The sequence below is a fragment of the Paenibacillus artemisiicola genome (genome assembly GCF_017652985.1).
GTDB lineage: Bacteria > Bacillota > Bacilli > Paenibacillales > Paenibacillaceae > Paenibacillus_Z > Paenibacillus_Z artemisiicola.
In genome coordinates this window covers 26,029-44,899 of record NZ_JAGGDJ010000021.1, presented here as the reverse complement: position 1 = coordinate 44,899, position 18,871 = coordinate 26,029, and the positions used below count along the sequence as shown (strand labels likewise).

Annotated in this window: 14 protein-coding genes; 1 reads left to right on the top strand and 13 read right to left on the bottom strand. The window is 65.9% G+C overall.

Annotation, left to right across the window (positions count from 1 at the left end; all coding sequences use genetic code 11):
* Nucleotides 1-146: 146 nt before the first annotated feature.
* From I8J29_RS20850 to I8J29_RS20800, 11 genes are all read right to left on the bottom strand, one after another.
* Nucleotides 147-1,817, bottom strand: a complete 1,671-nt coding sequence (locus tag I8J29_RS20850; protein WP_208849423.1) for a DUF4091 domain-containing protein — start codon at nucleotides 1,815-1,817, stop codon at nucleotides 147-149.
* Nucleotides 1,814-3,433 (bottom strand): DUF4091 domain-containing protein, encoded by a 1,620-nt coding sequence (locus tag I8J29_RS20845; protein ID WP_208849422.1) that lies wholly within the window; start codon nucleotides 3,431-3,433, stop codon nucleotides 1,814-1,816. The genes I8J29_RS20850 and I8J29_RS20845 overlap by 4 nt, the downstream gene beginning before the upstream one ends.
* A gap of 146 nt (nucleotides 3,434-3,579) precedes the next feature.
* Nucleotides 3,580-5,196 (bottom strand): extracellular solute-binding protein, encoded by a 1,617-nt coding sequence (locus I8J29_RS20840; protein WP_208849421.1) that lies wholly within the window; start codon nucleotides 5,194-5,196, stop codon nucleotides 3,580-3,582.
* Between the two features lie 77 nt (nucleotides 5,197-5,273).
* Complete coding sequence (locus tag I8J29_RS20835) at nucleotides 5,274-6,179, bottom strand: carbohydrate ABC transporter permease (protein WP_208849420.1); 906 nt, start codon at nucleotides 6,177-6,179, stop codon at nucleotides 5,274-5,276.
* Nucleotides 6,179-7,174 carry an ABC transporter permease gene (locus I8J29_RS20830; RefSeq protein WP_208849419.1) on the bottom strand — a complete coding sequence of 332 codons (996 nt, stop codon included), beginning with the start codon at nucleotides 7,172-7,174 and terminating at the stop codon, nucleotides 6,179-6,181. The genes I8J29_RS20835 and I8J29_RS20830 overlap by 1 nt, the downstream gene beginning before the upstream one ends.
* A 300-nt stretch (nucleotides 7,175-7,474) precedes the next feature.
* Entirely contained in the window at nucleotides 7,475-8,893 is a 1,419-nt protein-coding gene (locus I8J29_RS20825; protein ID WP_208849418.1) for a response regulator transcription factor, read from the bottom strand.
* Nucleotides 8,886-10,727, bottom strand: coding sequence for a sensor histidine kinase (locus tag I8J29_RS20820; RefSeq protein ID WP_208849417.1), 1,842 nt, complete (start codon nucleotides 10,725-10,727; stop codon nucleotides 8,886-8,888). The genes I8J29_RS20825 and I8J29_RS20820 overlap by 8 nt, the downstream gene beginning before the upstream one ends.
* Nucleotides 10,728-10,871: 144 nt before the next feature.
* Complete coding sequence (locus I8J29_RS20815; RefSeq protein ID WP_208849416.1) at nucleotides 10,872-12,134, bottom strand: ankyrin repeat domain-containing protein; 1,263 nt, start codon at nucleotides 12,132-12,134, stop codon at nucleotides 10,872-10,874.
* Nucleotides 12,135-12,403: 269 nt separating this feature from the next.
* Nucleotides 12,404-14,077, bottom strand: a complete 1,674-nt coding sequence (locus I8J29_RS20810) for a ribulokinase (protein WP_208849415.1) — start codon at nucleotides 14,075-14,077, stop codon at nucleotides 12,404-12,406.
* A gap of 112 nt (nucleotides 14,078-14,189) precedes the next feature.
* The gene (locus I8J29_RS20805; RefSeq protein ID WP_276316310.1) at nucleotides 14,190-14,891 is read right to left on the bottom strand and encodes an L-ribulose-5-phosphate 4-epimerase; all 702 of its coding nucleotides are present in this window, start codon (nucleotides 14,889-14,891) and stop codon (nucleotides 14,190-14,192) included.
* A 143-nt stretch (nucleotides 14,892-15,034) separates the two neighbouring features.
* The gene (locus I8J29_RS20800; RefSeq protein ID WP_208849414.1) at nucleotides 15,035-16,162 is read right to left on the bottom strand and encodes a GntR family transcriptional regulator; all 1,128 of its coding nucleotides are present in this window, start codon (nucleotides 16,160-16,162) and stop codon (nucleotides 15,035-15,037) included.
* A 245-nt stretch (nucleotides 16,163-16,407) separates the two neighbouring features.
* On the opposite strand from I8J29_RS20800, the gene I8J29_RS20795 reads away from it, so the two are divergent.
* The gene (locus I8J29_RS20795; protein ID WP_208849413.1) at nucleotides 16,408-16,800 is read left to right on the top strand and encodes a DUF6220 domain-containing protein; all 393 of its coding nucleotides are present in this window, start codon (nucleotides 16,408-16,410) and stop codon (nucleotides 16,798-16,800) included.
* Between the two features lie 87 nt (nucleotides 16,801-16,887).
* Here I8J29_RS20795 and I8J29_RS20790 read toward each other — a convergent pair whose 3' ends face one another.
* Nucleotides 16,888-17,829: a hypothetical protein gene (locus tag I8J29_RS20790; protein ID WP_208849412.1), complete on the bottom strand. Its 942-nt coding sequence runs from the start codon at nucleotides 17,827-17,829 to the stop codon at nucleotides 16,888-16,890.
* A gap of 68 nt (nucleotides 17,830-17,897) precedes the next feature.
* Entirely contained in the window at nucleotides 17,898-18,770 is an 873-nt protein-coding gene (gene galU / locus I8J29_RS20785; RefSeq protein ID WP_208849411.1) for a UTP--glucose-1-phosphate uridylyltransferase GalU, read from the bottom strand.
* Nucleotides 18,771-18,871 lie beyond the last annotated feature (101 nt).

Here is an 18,871-nt window from a genome sequence, read left to right as displayed (position 1 = left end):
CGGCACGCCGAACAGCCCTCCCCGCCAAACCGGTTTCGGTTTGGCGCGGGAGGGCTGTTTTGCCGTTAAGCGGCTAGCTATCGTGCGCTTCCGATGCGCCCGCGGCTGCCGGGCGCTCGGCCTCCGGCTTTACCCGAAGGCTTCGCTCAATGGATGCAGTCCCCGGCCGCCGCTTCCGCGATTCGCCGGTTCACCCGCTCCCGCATCCCGAGCAGCCAAGCCGGGTCTCGCGGGTACTGCCGGAACGTGAGCGGCTCCTCCGCGTCTTCCTCCAGGCATCGGATCGCCGCCTCCCGGCCGGACAGACGCTCCAGCAGCCGGAGCGCCCGCGCGTCCTGCATCGCGCTTCGCAGCAGCTCGAGGCGGACGGAGCCGACCGGACCGTCCGCGCCCGGATAGACCAGGAACGCGTCCCCCGACGGAAAGCCGAGGTCCGCGTCCGTGCACGCGTACGGATCGATCGCCTTGCGCGACCGCTGCGAATACCAGTGGTTGAAGCCCCAATGGAGGAAGCCCTGCAGCCCGAACTTGTACAGCTGCGCCCCGATGATCCGCGTCCGCTCGGACGGCATCGCCATGAACCGGTTCGACTCGCCGTGCTTGTACTCGCAGCAGCAGTAATACGCCCACAGATTATCGGCCCCGCGTTCGAGGAAGACGTCGATATGCTCCGTGGAGACGACCGGATGCGAGAGCAGCCCTTCGTCGTAGAACCGGTAGTCCGAGAGCGCGTCGAGCACGGGATAGTCCCCGATCAGCGACCGCAGCAGCTTGCTCGCCCGCTCGTAATGCGGCATGTCCCCGATCCACGGCTCGTCCGAGACGTGGAACCAGACGCGCTCCTCCAGTCCCTGCCCGCGGACGAACGCCAGCAGCTCGGGCACGAACTGCGCGAGGAACGCCCGGTACGCCGGTCCGTCCGCGTCGCTCTCCCAGCCGAAGATCCGCTCTTCGCCTCCTTCCGTGCCGGCCATGATCTTCGGAGCATGCTTCGCGCCCCACTGCGTGAACAGATGCGCGAACTCGAAATGCGCGACGCCCGCGCTCCGGCAGACGTCCACCCAGCGCGCCAAGCGGGCGAAATCGAACGCGTACCGCTCCCCGTCCCGGCGCACGCCGACCAGCTGCACGGTCGGGCGCTCCCGGCCGGGATCGAGCTCGAGCGGAGGCGAGAACAGCGGCGTCAAGATCATGTTCATCCCGTGCTCGGCGTAGAACCGCGCGTAGGCTTCGATCAGCGCCCAGTGCGCCTCCGAGAACATCGCCGTCTTGTACTGCGTCGCCAGGCAATCCGCGTAAAACCATTCCGTGTGCAGCAGCTCCTGCTCCGGCAGCTCCGCCCCGTGGACGGCGAGCCGGAAGCAGGCTTCGCCGAGCGGAAGGCCCGCCTCGTCCGCGAACCGGACCCGGATCGGATGAACGCCGGCCGCGCCGGCGCCTTCCGGCCGGACCGTGACCCATACGGCCCGCCATTGCCCGGGCGGCGCGTGCACCCCGTCCGCCCCGAGCGGGTACAGGGGGTCGGGATACAGCCCCGGCGCCGTCCGCAGCACGTAGCCGTCGTGGTCGGCGTAATTCGGCAGCTCCGACGGCACGAGCCCGACGGCGCGGACGGAGACGGTGCCCGGAAGCGCCGTCTCGACGTCGACCCGGATGCGCCGAAGCAGCGCCGCGGACCGGTACGCCACCTGAAACGAGACGTGCTCGCCGATCAGCGCCGAGCCCTCTTCCCGGGCGGCCGCCGGTTCCTCGTCCGGGAACACCTTCGCAAGCGGGGACAAGCAGCGCCATTCGAAGGCCGGGGCGTTCGCGGTCATGGCGCATCCCCTCCTTCCGTCATGCACGCCTCCGACGCGGCCGCGAGCAGCCGGCGGTGCGCGGCGGCGAAATGGTCCGCGTCCTCGTTCATCTCATGGAAGCTCGTCAGGCAGTCCGCGACGATCGCGTCCGCCGCGGCCTTGTCCTTGGCGGCGAGCAGGCGCAGCAGCTCGTAATCCTCGATGCCCGCCCGCATCGCCTCGAGCCGCATGCTGCCGAGCGGCCCGTCCGCGCCGGGATAGACGAGATGCGTATCGCCCGGCGGGAAGAGCAGGCCGGTCTGCTCGTACGGGTCCTTGTCCGCGTCGCAATGGTTGAGACCCCAGTGCAGGAAACCATCGAGCCCGTATAAATAATTCGCCCAATGCAAATACCGGGTCCGCAGCAAAGGCATGTCCCACAGCCGGTTCAGGTAGGCGCCGCCCGGATAGCAGCAGGTATAGAACCACAGCCGGTCCCCGAGCGACCGGATCTCCTCGAACGCGGCGCGGTGCTCCTCGTAGTAGACGTTCTTCGGGATCCAGATGTCGACGGCCCCGCCGAGGTCATGCGTCTCCACCGCCTCGAGCAGCGGCACGCCGGGCAGATGCTTGCGCACGATCGCGGACAGCATCCGGTACTCGTGCTTGCTGTTCTCCGTCGGCTCGTCGGCGACGTGCTGGACGAGAAGCGGCAGCCAGCCGCGCTCCTCCAGGAACGCCCGCCAAGCCGTCAAATACTGCGCCAGAAACGCGTACCCCTCCGCGGCGACCGCGCGCAAGGCCTCGCCGCCGTTCCACGTGTTCCAGACGTGGAATTCCGCGCCCCGAAAGTCCTTTCGCCCGGCGAGCAGGCCGCCTTCGATGCCGGTGAAGCCGAGGCCGAGATAGAGCCGGATGAGCCGCTCGGCCCGGGCGAAGTCGAACCGGTACCGGTGTTCGCCCGCGAGCTCGACGGTCACCGCCTCCAGCGGCACCCAAAAATGCGTCTGCCGCGCCCGGCGCATCAGCAGCCCGTACTTGCGGATCATGGCCCAATGCGGCTCGGACCATACCTCCAACCCGTACCGGCTCGCCATGTTCGCGAGGCTGAACCAGTTCGTGACCGCGAGCGTCTCCTTCGCCGGCACGGCGGCGGCGCAGACGTCGATCCGCACCGGAATCCGGACCGCCCCGCTCCCGGCCTCGACGGTCAGCTCGCCGACGTATGCGCCGGGCTCGGCGTCCGCCGGAACGGCCCAGCAGACGTACAGCGCCTCCGTCGGCGCTTCGGCGACGGCATCGGCCGTCAGCGGCCGCAGCGCCTCGAACAGCCGGAACGGCGCTTCCCGGGTCGCGTAGCCCGCCGCCGATTCGCCCGGCTGCAGGCAAAAGCCGACCGGCCCCGTATTCCGCTCGACGAGAATGTCGCGCAGCCGGTAGAGCTCGGCCTCCGGCTCGCCGCGTCCGCCTTCGGCCCGCGGTCCGCCTCGAAATGCCGCCCGCAGCGGCGCTCCCGGCACGGCGCCGTTCAGCAGCAGCTGGCAGCCGGCATGGCCGCCCCGGGCGGCGGCCAGCTCGATCGCCTTCGCCCCGTCTTCCCGCGCCTCGCTGTCGGGATACAGCCATTCGTGCGCATGGACGACTTCATAGTTCATCTTCGCGTTCCCTCCTTGGTCCGTGAGCGGATTCATCCGCGTTCAGTGCTGCCAAATCCCGCGAAAAAGGCGGCCGAACCGGCCGCCTCTTCGATCCTGCTTCGCTAGTAGCCCGGCAATCCGCCCCCAAGCCGCGTCTTTGCCGCTTAATTCTCGTCGGGATACTTGTCGTTGACGGCCTTGATCGCGTCCGAGAGCCCGAGGCCCATCTGCTCGTCGGCGTATTTCTTCATGGCCGCCTTGATGTCCTCGTTGCCGATGACCAGCTTCGTGACGAGGGCGTCCAAGTCCCCGCCGCCCGTGTTGAGCGAGCTGGCGAAGGAGTTCACGATCCAGTTGATCGGCGGCTTCTCGCCGGCCTGCAGCTGCTCGGCCTCGACTTTGTCGATGTACTCCTGGACCTTGCCCGTCTCCGTCGCCGGATAGCCCTCGACGTATTTGTTGCCGTCCGACCAGATGGCCAGCGCGCCGAACACGTTGTTGGACGGGTACAGCTTCATCAGGTCGAAATCCTTCTCGTCCTTGTGCTTGTTCGTCACCATGTCGCCGTTCGGCTCCCAGTCCACGCCCTGCAAGCCGTAGCGCGTCACTTTCTGCCCTTCCGGCGAAGCGAGCCAATCCATCAGCGCCAGCAGGCGCGCCTGCTTCTCGTCCGACGTGTTGCCGCTGAACAGCGTGCCGGACCAGTAGTCGAAGTAGCCGTACAGGTAGTTTTTCCCGTCCGCGGTCGGCACCGGGTTCAGAATCTTCACGTGATCGAGAATGTTGGAGTTGGGATTCGCCTTGTTCCACAGCGCCGGCTCGGCGTTCATCGTCTTCGGCGTCGTCACGAGCGCGGCCGCCTTGCCCTGCATGAATTTATTCTCCGCGTCGACGTTCGGCAGCGCGAAGTCTTTGTCCAGCAGGCCGGATTGGTACAGGTCCCGGATCTGCGCGACCTGCTCCGCGAAGCCGTCCGTCATCCAGCCCGGCTGCCATTGGCCGTTCACCTTCTGCCACCACGTGGACGCCGGGTTGATGTTCTGGAACACGCTCTCGCGGATCCAGCCGATGCCGCCGGCCGTGATGCCGATGACGTGCTTCTTGTCGGCGATCGTCTTCAGCACGTTCTTCAGCTCGTCGTACGTCGTCGGATCTTTCAGGCCGAGTTCGTCCATCCAGTCCTTGCGGATCTCGATGCCCCGGTCCATCGGCAGCTCGTTGCGGTTGGCCAGCATGCGCGGAATGAAGTAGTTCTTGCCGTCCGCCGCCGCTGCGCCGGCCACGTCCGGCAGATCGACGTATTTCTTCAGGTTCGGGTAGGCGCTCATGTCGTCCGGCAGCGGCTTGATGATGCCCTGGTCGGCCCATTGGTTGACGAGGTCCCCGCTCGTCTGGTCGAAGAAGAACGCGTCCGGAAGCTGGCCGGAAGCCGCCCACAGCTTCGTGCGGTCCCCGTAGTCGCCCCACGATTCGTTCACGGGCTTGATCGTGATGTTGAATTTCTTCTCGATCATCTGAAGCATCGGATCGGGCTGGTCGGCTTTGATCGAGGTGGCGATGTCGTAGAAGGCGAGCGAAATGTCCAGATGCTCCTTGAACGGATCGTCCTGCGCGGCGCCGGCGTTCCCGTTCGAACCCGCGTTCGCGCCCGCTCCGTTATCGGACGCGGCCGGGGCGTTGTCCGTTCCCCCGTTCCCGGAATTCGAGCTGCAGCCGGCGAGCAGACTCGCGGCGAGCGCCAGGCTCGCGATGCCCGCGGCTAAGGTTTGGCCTTTCTTCATGGCGATTGCCTCCTCTAATGGATTGACCCCGCAATGGTTGCGTACGATGGCTTGCATGTCGCGTTCGGGAAGGATCGTCAGCCCTTGATGGAGCCGACCATCACCCCCTTGGCGAAATACTTTTGCAGGAACGGATAGACGGCCATGATCGGGAAGCTCGCGATGACGATCGCCGCCATTTGCATCGCTTCCTGGGGAATGTTGATTTTGGACTGGTCGACGGCGGACATGCCGACGTTCTTGCTCAGAATCTGGCTGATGTTCATCAGGATGTTCCGCAGCATCAGCTGCAGCGGGTACTTGTCGGAGTCCGACAGGAACAGCATCGGGCCGTACCAGTCGTTCCAGCGGTCCACCGCGTAGAAGAGCGAGATGGACGCGAGCACCGGCAGCGAGGTCGGGATGACGATCCGCAGCAGAATCGTCAGGTCGCCGGCGCCGTCGATCCGCGCCGATTCCTCCAGGCTCGCCGGGAAGTCCCGGAAGAAGCTCATCATGATCCAGACGTAATACGTGCTGATCGCCGACGGGAGGATCATGACCAGGTAGCTGTTGTACAGGCCGACGCCCTTCACCGTCAAGTAATACGGGATGAGGCCGCCGCCGAAGAACATCGTGAAGATGATGATCGTCATCAGCACGTTGCGCCCGGGCATCGCCTTCTTGGACAGCGCGTACGCCGCGATGATCGTCAGCGTGAGGCTGAGCGCCGTGCCGGTCAGCGTGACCAGCGACGAGACGACGAACGCCCGCCCGATGCCGAACTCGATGATCTGCTTGTAGCCTTCCAGCGTGAAGTGCGTCGGCAGCAGCATCCCCTTCGGCGTGCCGAACGACGTGATGATGACGGTGTAGAACGGGAAGACGGCGCAGATGCCGAGCACGATGAAGATCGCGTGCAGCAGCAGGTCCGCCTTGCTCTTGCCCCGGTTCGCGAGGCGCTCCCCGTGCTCGGTCGGATTCGTTAAGGTTGCGTCGGCCATTAGACGAGTCCCTCCTGTCCGAGACGTTTGACGAGCTGGTTGGCGATGACGAGCAGGCAGAGGCTGATGATCGATTTGAACAGGCCGACCGCCGTCACGATGCCGAAGCCGAGATTGACGCGGCCCGCGAAGGACAGCCGGTACATGAACGTATCGAGCGTGTCCGCGACCTGGTAGACCGGCGCGCTGTAGAGGTTGAAGATCTGGTCGAAGCCGCCGTCCATGATGCCGCCGACCGCCAGAATGAGCATCATCGCGACGACGCCGCGGATCGAAGGCCACGTAATATGGAGCATCTGCTTCCAGCGGTTCGCCCCGTCGACGTACGCCGCTTCGTAGAGCTCCGGGCTGATGCCCGCGATCGCCGCGAAATAGATGATCGCGCCCCAGCCGGCTTCCTTCCAGATGTTCGTAATATAGAGCAGCGGCCGGAAGGTGGCGGGATCGCCGAGGAAGCTGACGTAAGGCAGGTCGAGCTTCGCGAACAGCGTCGCGATCGCGCCCGTGTTGCCGAGAATGTTGACCAGAATGCCCCCGAGCACGACCCACGACAGGAAGTGCGGGAACGTGAACACCGTCTGGTAGAGCCGCTTCATCTTCGAACGGGCGATCTCGTTCAGCAGCAGCGCCATGATGATCGCCATCGGAAACTCGACGAGCAGCCGGCCGCAGCTGATCAGAATCGTGTTGCGGAACGCCGTCCAGAAGTCCGAGTAGCGGAAGATGTAGCGAAAATTGTCCAGCCCGACCCACGGGCTATGCAGCACGCCTTTGTTGAACATGTACTTCTTGAACGCCAGCGTAATGCCGTACATCGGCACGTACGAGAAGACCGCGTAGAACGCGACGACCGGAATGAGCAGCAGGTAGAACACCCGGTACTGCTTCACTCTTCGCCACAGCCGCGCCCGCTTCAAGCGCTTCTCGTCCTCCGTTCGCGGCGGAGCGCCGTAGCCGGGCCGAACCGTCCCTTCGCGCGAAACCGTTCCATTCATCCTGCACCTCTCCTCGCCTTCGGGTATGCTGTCGCCGTCTGTTGACAACTCCCATTCTAGACAAGTTTGAAAGCGCTTACCATTGGTAAAAGCCAGCCGATTTTGTAATGGACATCGATCTTTTGCCGCCGCGGCGCACGCCCGCTGACCGCAATCCCGAGCGAGAAGACAAAATCATCGCGCAATCGTCCATTTTTTGGCTCGCGCCGCCTAGCGCGGCCTAGCGGAAGACAAAAAGAGGCCCTTCCCGCCGTTACCCGGAGAAAGGCCCCTCGTCCTGCTTGACCGCGGCAGGCTCGCTCACTCGTTCGTCCTGTAGGCTCTGGGTGTCCTGCCGGTCATCTTTTTGAAAATCTTGCTGAAGTAATACGCGTCGTGGTAGCCGACCTCTTCGCCGACCCGGTGCACGGGCAGATTGCTGTCCCGCAGCAGCTCGCACGCCCGGCGGATCCGAAGCTCGGCCAAGTAATCGGTGAACGACCGGCTGACATGCTTGATGAACAGCTGGCCGATGTAGTTGCGGTTCATGTAAAACTCGTCCGCCAGCATCTGCAGCGTCAGGTTCCGGTTGTAATGGTCGTTCACGTAGCGCAGCACCGCGAGGAACGCGTCGCTGCGGATCTGTCCCTGCCCCTGGACGTACAGGCCGCCCAGATAGGCCGTCGTCATCCGCTGCAAATCCCGCAGCAGCTCGCCGAGATTCTCGTACCGCTCGATCAGCCGCTCGTAATCGATCAGCAGGTAGTCTTCCAGCTGCTCCGCGTCCGTCCGCTGCTCCTGGAGGATGGCGGTCAATACCGTGTTGTACAGGAAGAACGCGTGCTTGATCCGGTACGCGCCCGTTCGGAACCAGCCGGCATAGTCCTCGTACAGCTTCGTCAGCTCGGACATGTCCCGCTTCCGAAGCGCCTCCGACAGCCCTTTGAAGTCCCCGTACCCCTTCGGCTCGCCCGCCTGGCACACCGCCGGCCGGCCCGCGATGAAATACTGGCACGCCGCCATCTCCGCTTCCTCGATCGCCGCCTTGACCGCCTCGGCGCGGTGCACGGGCCGGCTGAGGCCGATGCCCGCGTACTGGCCTTCGTACCGGCGCAGATGCTCCAGCAGCGGCGCTTGCGCGTCCTCCTCGGCGATATACAGGCTCCTGCCGCTGCGCCCGTTCAGCTTGACGTGGCGGTACGGCGGCAGCGGCTCGGGGCCTTCGAGGTCCACGGCCGCGACCACGCGCATCCCCCGGCCGGGCTCGATGCCCGCTTGCGCCAGCAGCCGCGCGAACCGCTCCAGGCCCGGCGGCGTATCCTCCATCAGGCATTCGAGCATGGACGGCACGTCCTTCTCCGCCCGTTCGTCCAGGATGTCCTTCGCTTTCTTGAGCAGCGGCACGAGCTCCTCTTCCTCGACGGGCTTCAGGCAGTAGCCGATCGCGCCCAAATTCAGGCACTTCTGCACGTACGAGAACTCGGCGAAGCCGCTGACCACGATGAACAGCATGTCCGGCTGATGCTCCCGGCACTGCTTGATCAGCTCGAGCCCGCTGATCTCCGGCATGCGGATGTCGACGAACACGACGTCCGGACGCAGCTCCCGGATCCGTTCGCGCGCCGTCGGGCTGTGCGTCTCCGTGCCGGCGATCTCGAAGCCGAACCGCGCCCAATCCACCGCGCTGCGCAAATTGGCCACGACCCACTGCTCGTCGTCCACGAGCATGGCCTTATACATGCGAATCACCGCCTTCCTTCCGAATGGGGATGCGGAGCGTCACCTCGGTGCCCGCTCTAGGCCGGCCGCCGATCGCAAGACCGTAATCGCTTCCGTAGAGAAACTGCAGCCGATGATGCACGTTCGAGAGCCCGATTCCGTGGCTGCCGTCCGGTTCCGCGGCGCGCCCGCCGTCCGCCAGCCGCTCGCGGACGGCCGCGAGCCGCGCCTCGTCCATGCCGACGCCGTCGTCGCGGACGGTCAGGACCAGAACTCCGCCTTCGCCGGATCCGCGGAATCCCGCCTCGCTGCCGGCGTCCGCCGCGTCGCCGGACGCGCCGGACGCGCCGCCTTCCACGGACGCCGTCAGCGTCAGCGCCCCCGGCTCGTATTGGGGCTCGAGCCCGTGGTAGACGGCGTTCTCCACGATCGGCTGCAGGATCATCTTCGGCACCCGAATCGCGCGCAGCGCGTCCGGCACGGCGCAGTCGAACCGGAACCGGTGCGAGAACCGGATCGTCTGGATGTTCATGAACGCTTCGACGATGCGCAGCTCCTCCCCGAGCGGCACGATGTCGTGCCCCTTGATGCTGTAGCGGAAGATCCGCGACAGCGACCGCGTCATATCCCGGATCTCCGGCACCTCGCGCTCCGCCGCGATGCCGCGGATGGCGTCGAGCGTGTTGTACAGGAAATGCGGATTGACCTGGCTTTTCAAAAAATCGAATTCGGCCTGCTTCTTCTCGATCTCCGTCCGGTACAGCCGTTCGTTCGACTCCACCAGCTGCCGCGTCAAATGCTGCACGCTCGACAGCATCTGGTTGTACCGGTTGCCGATGACGGCCGCCTCGGCGGAGCCGCGCAGGTTGATCCGCTTGTTGAGGTCGCCGCTGTCGCTGATGCGCAGGTACTGGTACAGCTTGCGCATCGGGAAGATCATGTTGTTCAGGATGAGCAGGAACGGCACGGCCAGCAGCAGGATGCCCGCGGCCAGCGCCAGCAGCGACTGCCGCTGCAGCTTGCGGATGTCCCGGAAGAAGACGTCGTCGGGAATGACCCGGACGATCCGGCCGCCGATCTGCGGCAGCTCGTCCACCTGGATATGCGTCAGTTCGCCGTTCAGCCGGACGACGCCGCTGTTGCCCGTCATCGGCGGCACCTCGAACGGCTTGCCGATCATGCCGCGGTCGTTGCTCATGAAGATGCGGCCCGTCCGGTCGAGCAGGTAGAGGCCCGTGCCCGGCTGCAGCGATTTCAGGTCGTACCCGCCGGTGAGCGTCGACGCGTCGATGATGAGAATGATCCGCCCGATGACGTTCGTGTATTGTCGCTTCAGGTCGCTCGAGAAGATATTCGTGCCGACCGCGAAGCAATAGCTCGACGCGCCGACGGGACTCTTGCATTCCTGCACCTTCGAGAAGTAGGAATCCGCCTTCTTCGGCATGAAGTCGCCGAACTCGCTGGCGGACGAGCCCTGCAGCGAGAACCAGTCGCCGTTCTTGCCGACGACGACGAAGTCCGAGATGCCCGGCTTCACCGTCGAGAGGTTCAGGAACAGGTTCTTGATCGTCGGGTACCGCTGCACCTTGGACAGCATGTCCTCGTCGAGCAGGTAGTCCTGGATCGATTTATTGTAAGCAATGTTGTACGTCAGCCATTTGACGACGTCGTAATTGGACAGAATCGTCTGCTCCATCTGCCCGAATATATCGTTCGTGTAGACTTCGTTGTTTTTGGCGATGAACGAGGCGCTGCGGTTGTAATTGAACAGCAGGATCGCGACGAACACGGCCATCGTCAGCAGCGCGATCATATACATCTGCCCGCGGATGGGCAGCTTGCGCAGTACGTTCATGATGCGAGTATCCCCCGGCTCCCGTTATGGCGTCCATCGACGTTATTATAGCATCGGAGAGGCGCCCGTGAAAACGCATTCAGCCCGCCGGAGGCGGGCTGAACGGTTCCAATATTTGTTTGGCGGCTCAAACGGGGAAGCGCGTCAGTCCGCCTCGCGGACGCCGGCGCGGAGCAGGACTTCGCGGACCGGCTCGCTGCCCGACGCCTGATCCGGCAGCGGGGAACCGGCCGCGAGCAGCAGCGACGTGACCTCGGCGTAATCGCCGCGCGGATCGCGGATATGCAGGGAACCCCAGCCGCAGCTGGACAACGCGTTGCCGCCGTAGTCGTTCGGCTCGCGCAGGGACGCGCCGTGCTCGAGCAGGAGCCGCGCCATGGCGGCGTTCCCGCGCATGGCCGCCCGATGGAGCGCCGTGAAGCCCTGGCTGCGGGCATCGACCGGGAAGCCGGCCGCCAGCATGAGGCGCACGGCCTCGAGGCGCTGCTCCCAGGCGGCGTCCGCGAGCAGGCCTTGTTCCCCCGGCGACAGCGAAGCGACGAGGTCCGGGTGCTCGCGGAGCATGGCCTGCGCGCGCTCCGCGTCCGCCGTGCCGCAGGCCAGCAGGAACCGCTGCCCGAGCGGGCTCAGGCTCGCGAGCTTGGCCGCGATGCCCGAATGGCCCCGGTGCGCGGCCAGGAAGAGCGGCGTGAACGTCCGGCCGATCACGTAGTCGTAGATGTGGCCGCCGTCCGACTCGCCCGACGTGAATTCGCCTTCGCCGATCCGCGCGCCGATGCGGCCCGGATCCTCCGCGAGCAGCTTGTCGACGAGCGCCTCGTCGCCCAGCAGGATCGCCATGAAAATGTCCGGCTTCGCCCCGCGGGCGACCAGGTAGCCGCATTTCTCGGGATCGTTCGCCGCCCACTGCGCGGGCGTGCTGCCATGGTCGACGTCGCGCCGGTCGATGTCGGCGCCGTGCTCGAGCAGGAAGTCGATGACCGCCTTCGACGTCGCGAAATGCAGCGGCACCTGGCCGTCGGGTCCGCGCCGGTTGGCGAAACCGGGATCCTCCAGCGCGAACGCGCGCAGCGCGTCCAGCATGCCGAGCGCCGCGGCCGCGTGCGGATCGACCTCGGCGCCGCGCTCGATCAGATACCGCGACAGCTCGCGGTGATCGTGATGCAGCACGCCGAAGCCGCCGGCCCACCAGCCGCTCCTCGCGTTGATGTCCGCGCCGTGCGCCAGCAGCAGATCGACCATCGCGCGGCTGCCGCTTGCGGCGGCCGCCACGATGGCCGGCGTATCGAACGAGAACCACGGCTCGTTCACGCCTTCTCTCAGGGATTCGTATTCTTCCAGCAGCCGCGCGGCCGCTTCGACCTGTCCGTCGCGGACCGCTTCCACAAACCGTTCCCGGGGTTCCATCGCCGCCACTCGCCTCCGCATCGCCCGATCGGGCAAAATGTATGGTTCCATCTGCGCGCTTGCAATGCACGTTTAGTGCACGCTTGCAGTGCATGTCGCTAATGCGCGCTTCCCTTGCATGTTGCTGCGCATGCTTCTATCGAATGGTAGTATTGCGGCTTTCCATCGATGCGCTTCTTCAATTATACGCTGTCCGTACGCGTTCGATAAGTCCGAACCTGTCCGGACCTGCCCGGACCTGCCCGGACCGATCCGGTCGCCGCCGGCAATCAGCGCGCGGCTTCTTCCTTGAGCGCCTTCAGCCGCTTCATGACGTCGTTCGCGCCGCGGCCGAAATAATCGTGCAGCAGGTTGTACTCCGCGTACAGCTTCTCGTACGCCGCGACGTTCGCCGGGATCGGCTTGAACGTCTCCTCGCGGACGCGGGCCATCGCGGCGGCGGCGTCCACGACGCTGTCGTAGCCGCCCTTGGCCGCGCCGGCCGCCACGGCGCCGAACATCGCCGCGCCGAGCGCCGGCGTCTGCTTCGAAGCCGCGACCATGATCTCGCGGTTCGTGACGTCCGCGTAGATCTGCATGAGCAGGCGGTTCTTCTGCGGCAGGCCGCCGCAGGCGTACAGCTCGTTCACGTCCACGCCGTTCGCCTGGAAGGCGTCGACGATTTTGCGCGTGCCGAAGGCCGTCGCCTCCAGCAGGGCGCGGTAGATCTCCTGCGGCTTCGACAGCAGCGTCAGGCCGACGATCGTCCCCGTCAGGTTCGTGTCGACGAGAACGGAACGGTTGCCGTTCCACCAGTCCAGCGCCAGCAGGCCGGATTCGCCGACGTTCAGCTTGGCCGCTTCCCGCTCGAGCCACTCGTGCACGCTGATGCCCTCGGCTTCGGACGCCTCGGCGACGTAGGCCGGCACCGCTTCGTCCACGTACCAGGCGAAAATGTCGCCGACCGCGGATTGGCCCGCTTCGTAGCCGTAATAACCCGGAATGATGCCGTCCTCGACGACGCCGCACATGCCTTCGACCTGCTTCTCCTCGTCGCCGAGCAGCATGTGGCAGATCGACGTGCCCATCGCCATGACGAGCTTGCCCGGCGTCACGACGCCGACGGCCGGCACGGCCGCGTGCGCGTCGACGTTGCCGACGGCGATCGCGGTGCCCGCGACGAGCCCCATGCGCGCGGCCATGCCGGGAGTCAGCTCGCCGGCCTTCGTGCCGAGCGGCAGCACGTCGCCGCGCAGCTTCGTCTCGGCGAACGCCTCGAGCCGCGGATCAAGCGCTTTCAGAAACTCGCGGCTCGGATAGCCGTCCTGCTTATGCCAAATCGCCTTGTAGCCCGCGGTGCAGCTGTTGCGCACGATGCGGCCCGTCATCTGGGAGACGACCCAGTCCGCCGCTTCCACGAGCTGATCCGCCTTGTCGTAGATCTCCGGCGCCTCGTCCAGAATTTGCCACGCCTTCGCCAGCATCCACTCGGACGAGATCTTGCCGCCGTAGCGGGCGAGGAACGCTTCGCCGCGGGCCGCCGCCGTCTCGTTGATGCGATCCGCCTCGTCCTGCGCCGCGTGATGCTTCCACAGCTTCACCCAGCTATGCGGGTTGGCGGCGTACGCCTCGTCGAAGCAGAGCGGCCGTCCCGCCTCGTCGACCGGCAAAATCGTGCAGGCCGTGAAGTCGATGCCGAGGCCGATGATCTCCGACGGGTCGATGCCGGATGCGCGCACCACCGCCGGAACGGACTGCTCCAGCACCTCGATATAGTCCCGCGGATGCTGCAGCGCCCAGTCGTGCTCCAGCTTGAGGCCGGTGCCGGGCAGGCGCTCGTCGATTACGTTGTGGCGGTAAGGGGTGACGTGCTCGGCGATCTCCGCGCCGTCGGCCAGGCGCACGAGCACCGCGCGGCCGGACTCCGTGCCGTAATCCACCCCGATTGCGTATTTCTGAGTCATCGTAGGAATGCTCCTTCCGGGTTATGAATGCGTTGCGCGTAATCGCGCAGAAGTATACATGCCTTGCGTATAAATGCGCCGCGATGCGGAACGGGGCGCTTCGGCTCCGCGCTCAGCCCTGCGACTGTCCGTAGTAAGCGTTTGCACCGTGCTTCCGCAAGTAGTGGCGGTCCAGCAGCTGCCGGTCCATCGGCCCCGCTTCCGGATTCAGCTGGAAGGTATGCAGCCCCATCTTGGCCACCTCTTCGACGACGACGGCGTTATGGACCGCGTTATGCGCGTCCTTGCCCCAGCAGAACGGCGCGTGGCTGTACACGAGGGCGGCGGGCACGCGGTTCGGGTCGATCCCGCGCTCGCGGAACGTCTCGATGATCACGTTGCCCGTCTCGAGCTCGTACGCGCCGAGAATCTCCGCTTCCGTCATCGGGCGCGTGCACGGAATTTCGCCGTGAAAATAATCGCCGTGCGTCGTGCCGAGCGCCGGAATGCCGCGGCCGGCCTGGGCCCAGCTCGTCGCCCAGGGCGAATGCGTGTGCACGATGCCGCCGATGCCCTCGAACGCCCGGTACAAGGCGACGTGCGTCGGCGTGTCGGACGACGGGCGCAGGCCGTCCTCGACGGGATTTCCCTGCAGATCGACGATGACGATATGCTCCGGGCGCAGCTCCGCGTACGGCACCCCGCTCGGCTTGATGGCCACCAGCCCGCTGGCGCGGTCGATGCCGCTGACGTTGCCCCACGTGAACGTGACGAGCCCGTACTGCGGCAGCTCCATGTTCGCTTCCCACACGGCTTGCTTCAACGATTCCAGCATGTTGTCCATTCTCCTCCCCGCGATTGGCAAGGCGGACGTTCGGCACCGCTGAAAACGAATCCGCTCGCATCAGCCCCGCCCTGACGTGCCGCCGCTTCTATCCGTCTCCATTATAACTTGTACGTACAAGTGTGTCGACTGCTTTATTTCGCCTCCGGCTCCGGAGCCGGGCCCGTCGATTGGCGGACGATCAGCTTCGGATCGTAGACGACGTCGCCGGCGTCGCCCGCCCCGGCGCGGCCGTCCATCAGCTTCATGAGCAGCGCCACGGCGTCTTCGCCCATCCGCGTCTTGGGATGCTCCAGGGTCGTCAGCTTCACCTCCGTCGCCACGGCGAGGCTGGCGTCGTCGAAGCCGACCATCGACAGATCGGCCGGTACGGACAACCCGCTCAGCCGCACGGCGTCGAGCAGGCGGACGGCCAGCTCGTCGTTGTAGCAGACGACCGCCGTCGGCCGCGCGTCCGCCGGGCGCCGGAGCAGCTCCGCGAGCGCCTCCGCCGGCTTCGCGCCCTTCTCCTCGGTCGCGTACCGGACGAGGAAGTCCGGCTGCAGCGCCAGCTTCCGCTCCCGCAGGCAGCGCATGAAGCCGCGCATCCGGTGGACGCCCTGGAAGTCGTCCGTCTTGAAGAAGCCGGCGATCCGCCGATGGCCGAGCTTCGCCAAATGCTCCGCCGCCCGGTAACCGCCCAGCTCGTCGTCGACCTTCAGGCACGGAGCGTCGAGATCGCTGTAGCGCTCGTTCAGCATCACGTACGGAATCCGCCGCGCCTCCAGCGCCAAATAATAATCCAGGTTCGGGTTGCCCTCCGCGCTCTTCGTCGGCTCGACGATCAGCCCGCCCAGCTGCTGCAGCAGCATCGATTCCAGGCTCTCCCGCTCGCGCTCCTTCTCGTTGTCCGTGCTCGCGAGCAGGAGCCGGGACCCGTGCGAGCGCAGCGCGGATTCCACGCCGCGGACGATCGTCGGGAAGATGTAGTCCGAGATGTGCGTCGTCATCATGCCGATCGTCAGCTGCGACTGCGCCTCCGGCCTCGGCCGGCCGCGCTCCGCCTCGGCGACGAACGTCCCCTTGCCCTGGGAGCGGTAGAGCCACCCTTCCGCCTCCAGGTCGCCGAGCGCCTGGCGGACCGTTTGCCGGCTGAAGCCGAAGCGGGCGGCGATTTCGTTCTCCGACGGGAGCTTGTCGTGCGGCTTGAACTGCGCCGTCGCGATCCATGAGACGATTTCTTCTTTCAATTGCCGGTATTTCGGCGTTTGCTGTTCCTTCACGCGGCACCTCGTTCATTCTGCTTGCTGGCTTTCACTTGTATGGTCTAGTATAGCATATCCGCAGGCTTGTACGTACCTGTCGCCGCGAAGCAGCCGGAAGGCCCGCGGCGGTACGCGGATAAACTGGACCTAAGGGCAATATACGGCGCGCGCCGGAGCGCCTACAATAGAAGCAAAGCGCCATTAAAAGCGCTATTAGTAGAAGCAACGCCTTGCCCACTCCCGCTCCGAAGGAGGCCGTTCCCATGTCCGAAGGCAACCGCTACGCCCGGCTCGCCGTCTTCCTGCTTGCCGCGCTGTTCGCCCTCTGCGTCGTCGCGCAGACGTATCTGGCCGGCATGGCCGTCTTGGTCGACGCCGAGCATTGGAAGGACCATACGTCGTTCGTGCACGTCTTCGAATTCGTCCCGGCCGCCGCGTTCGTCCTCACGTTCTTCGGCCGCGTCGGCGGCGCGGTCCGCTGGTGCTCGCTCGCCCTCTTCGCGCTCGTCATGCTCCAATACATGACGGCGCATATCGGCGCGGACGCCCCGTACGTGTCGGCGCTGCATCCCGTCATCGCCGTCGCCATGTTCTGGCTGGCGGCCGCGACGGCGATGCGCGCGTACCGGGCATGGCGGCGCGGTCCGCGGGCATAAGAAAAAGCCGTTCGCGGGACGCAATCGTCCCGCGAACGGCTTCCATGCCTGCCGGCCGCTTGGCCGGCGGGCGAATCCGCCGCCGCGCTAAGCCGCCTCGACCACGAACGGCACCGTCATGACGCGGCCGTTCCGCTGAAACTGGCCCCACAGCTTGTACAGGCCCGGCTTCGGAAACGTCGCGTGAAACTCCGCGACCGGTCCGCCGGCCGCGCTCATCGCGTGCACGTGCAGGTAGTCGCCCGCCCCCGCGTCGAGGATGACCACGTGCCCGGCGGCGCCGAGGTACGGCTGCAGGTCGCGGACCGGCTCGCCGCTCGCGGCGTCCGCGAACGAGAAGGCCAGCTTTACGGCCTCTCCCGCCTTCGGCGCGCGGTCGAACGACAGCTTGACCGCCACGCCGTCCGCGGTCCGTTCGAGCCGCTTGTCCGCGGCCAGCGCCGGCTCCGTCTGCCGCGTCCCGCCGCCGCCTTCCGCCCGCACCCAGGCGCCGCGCCATTGCTGCGCCCCGTCCGCCGGCTTGAAGTCGGCGATGAGCTTGTACCGGCCGGCCGAAGGGAACGTTACGTCCCCTTCGAACACGCCGGGCTCCGCCGTCTCCGCGGGATGCAGGTGCAGAAACGTCGACAGCCCTTGGCTGACGACGATCAGATGCAGCTTCTTCTCGTGGTTGACCTGCAGCCCGGCGTCCGGTTTGCCCGCGGCGTCCGTAATCGTCACGCGCAGCGTGCTGGCCTCGCCGGCCTGCGGCGCGCCATCCGGCCATGCCCACGTCGCGGCATCCGCGCCTTCCGCCATGCCGGACATGTCCATATCCATGTCCGCGGCGTCGTCATGCGCATGCTCGTGCCGCATGTCCGCCGTGCCCGCCGTCCGCGAAGCGCCGGCCGGCTCGTCCGCCGCCTTCGCGGCCGCCGGCAGGTTCTGCCGCTCGGGCATGCGCTCGTTCATCCACAGCCCGATCGCCATGCCGGCCAGCAGCGAAACCGACAGCAGCAGGGTCCGGTTGCGGACCTGTTTCCGATTCATCTTCAATGTCAACTCGCCTTCCTTCCGGCGGGGATGCGCCGAATGAAGGACGCTTCCAACCGCCGGCGTTAGTCTTGCTTCAGCCGTTCGGTCATATAGCGGCGCACGTCGTCCGCCAAATCGCCCCGGCGCAAAGCCAAATCGATCGTCGCCTGGACGAAGCCGAGCTTGTCGCCCACGTCGTAGCGCTGGCCTTCGAACCGGAACGCGGTCATCGGGTTCGTCAGGTTCAGCCGCTGCAGGCTGTCGGTCAATTGGATTTCGCCGCCCTTGCCGGGCTTGGCATGCTCCAGCAGCTCGAAAATGCCGGGCTCCAGCACGTAGCGGCCGACGATCGCCAGATTGGACGGCGCTTCGCCCGGCGCGGGCTTCTCGACGAGCCCCTTCAGCCGGCCGCCGCCGCCCTCCGCGAGATCGACGATGCCGTACTTATGCGTTTGGTCCCAAGGCACGTCCATGACGGCCACGACCGACGACGCCCGTTCCTCGTAGAGCTCGATCATCTCCGCCAGGCACGGCCGCCGGGATTGCAAAATATCGTCCCCGAGCAGCACCGCGAACGGCTCGTCGCCGACGAACCGCCGCGCGCAGAGCACCGCGTGGCCGAGTCCGAGCGGCGCGCCCTGCCGGATGTAGACGATCTCCGCGAGATGCGAGATCCCCCGGACGAGCTCCAGCATTTCCGCTTTGCCGCTCGCCTCGAGCTCCGCCTCGAGCTCGAACGATTTGTCGAAATGGTCCTCGATCGCCCGCTTGTTGCGGCCGCTGACGATCATGATGCTTTCGATTCCGGAGGCGACCGCTTCCTCGACGATGTATTGAATGGCGGGCTTGTCGATGAGCGGCAGCATTTCCTTCGGCTGCGCCTTCGTCGCCGGCAGGAAGCGCGTCCCCAGTCCGCCGGCCGGAATGATTGCTTTTCGTACCCGAGTATGTGCCATTGGTATCGTTCTCCTCTCTTCTTGTGTTGCCAGATCGGCCGGATTTATACCGTTCGTTCCGGCCGCGTCGAAGCTAACGTATCATGCGAGCGGAATCGTGG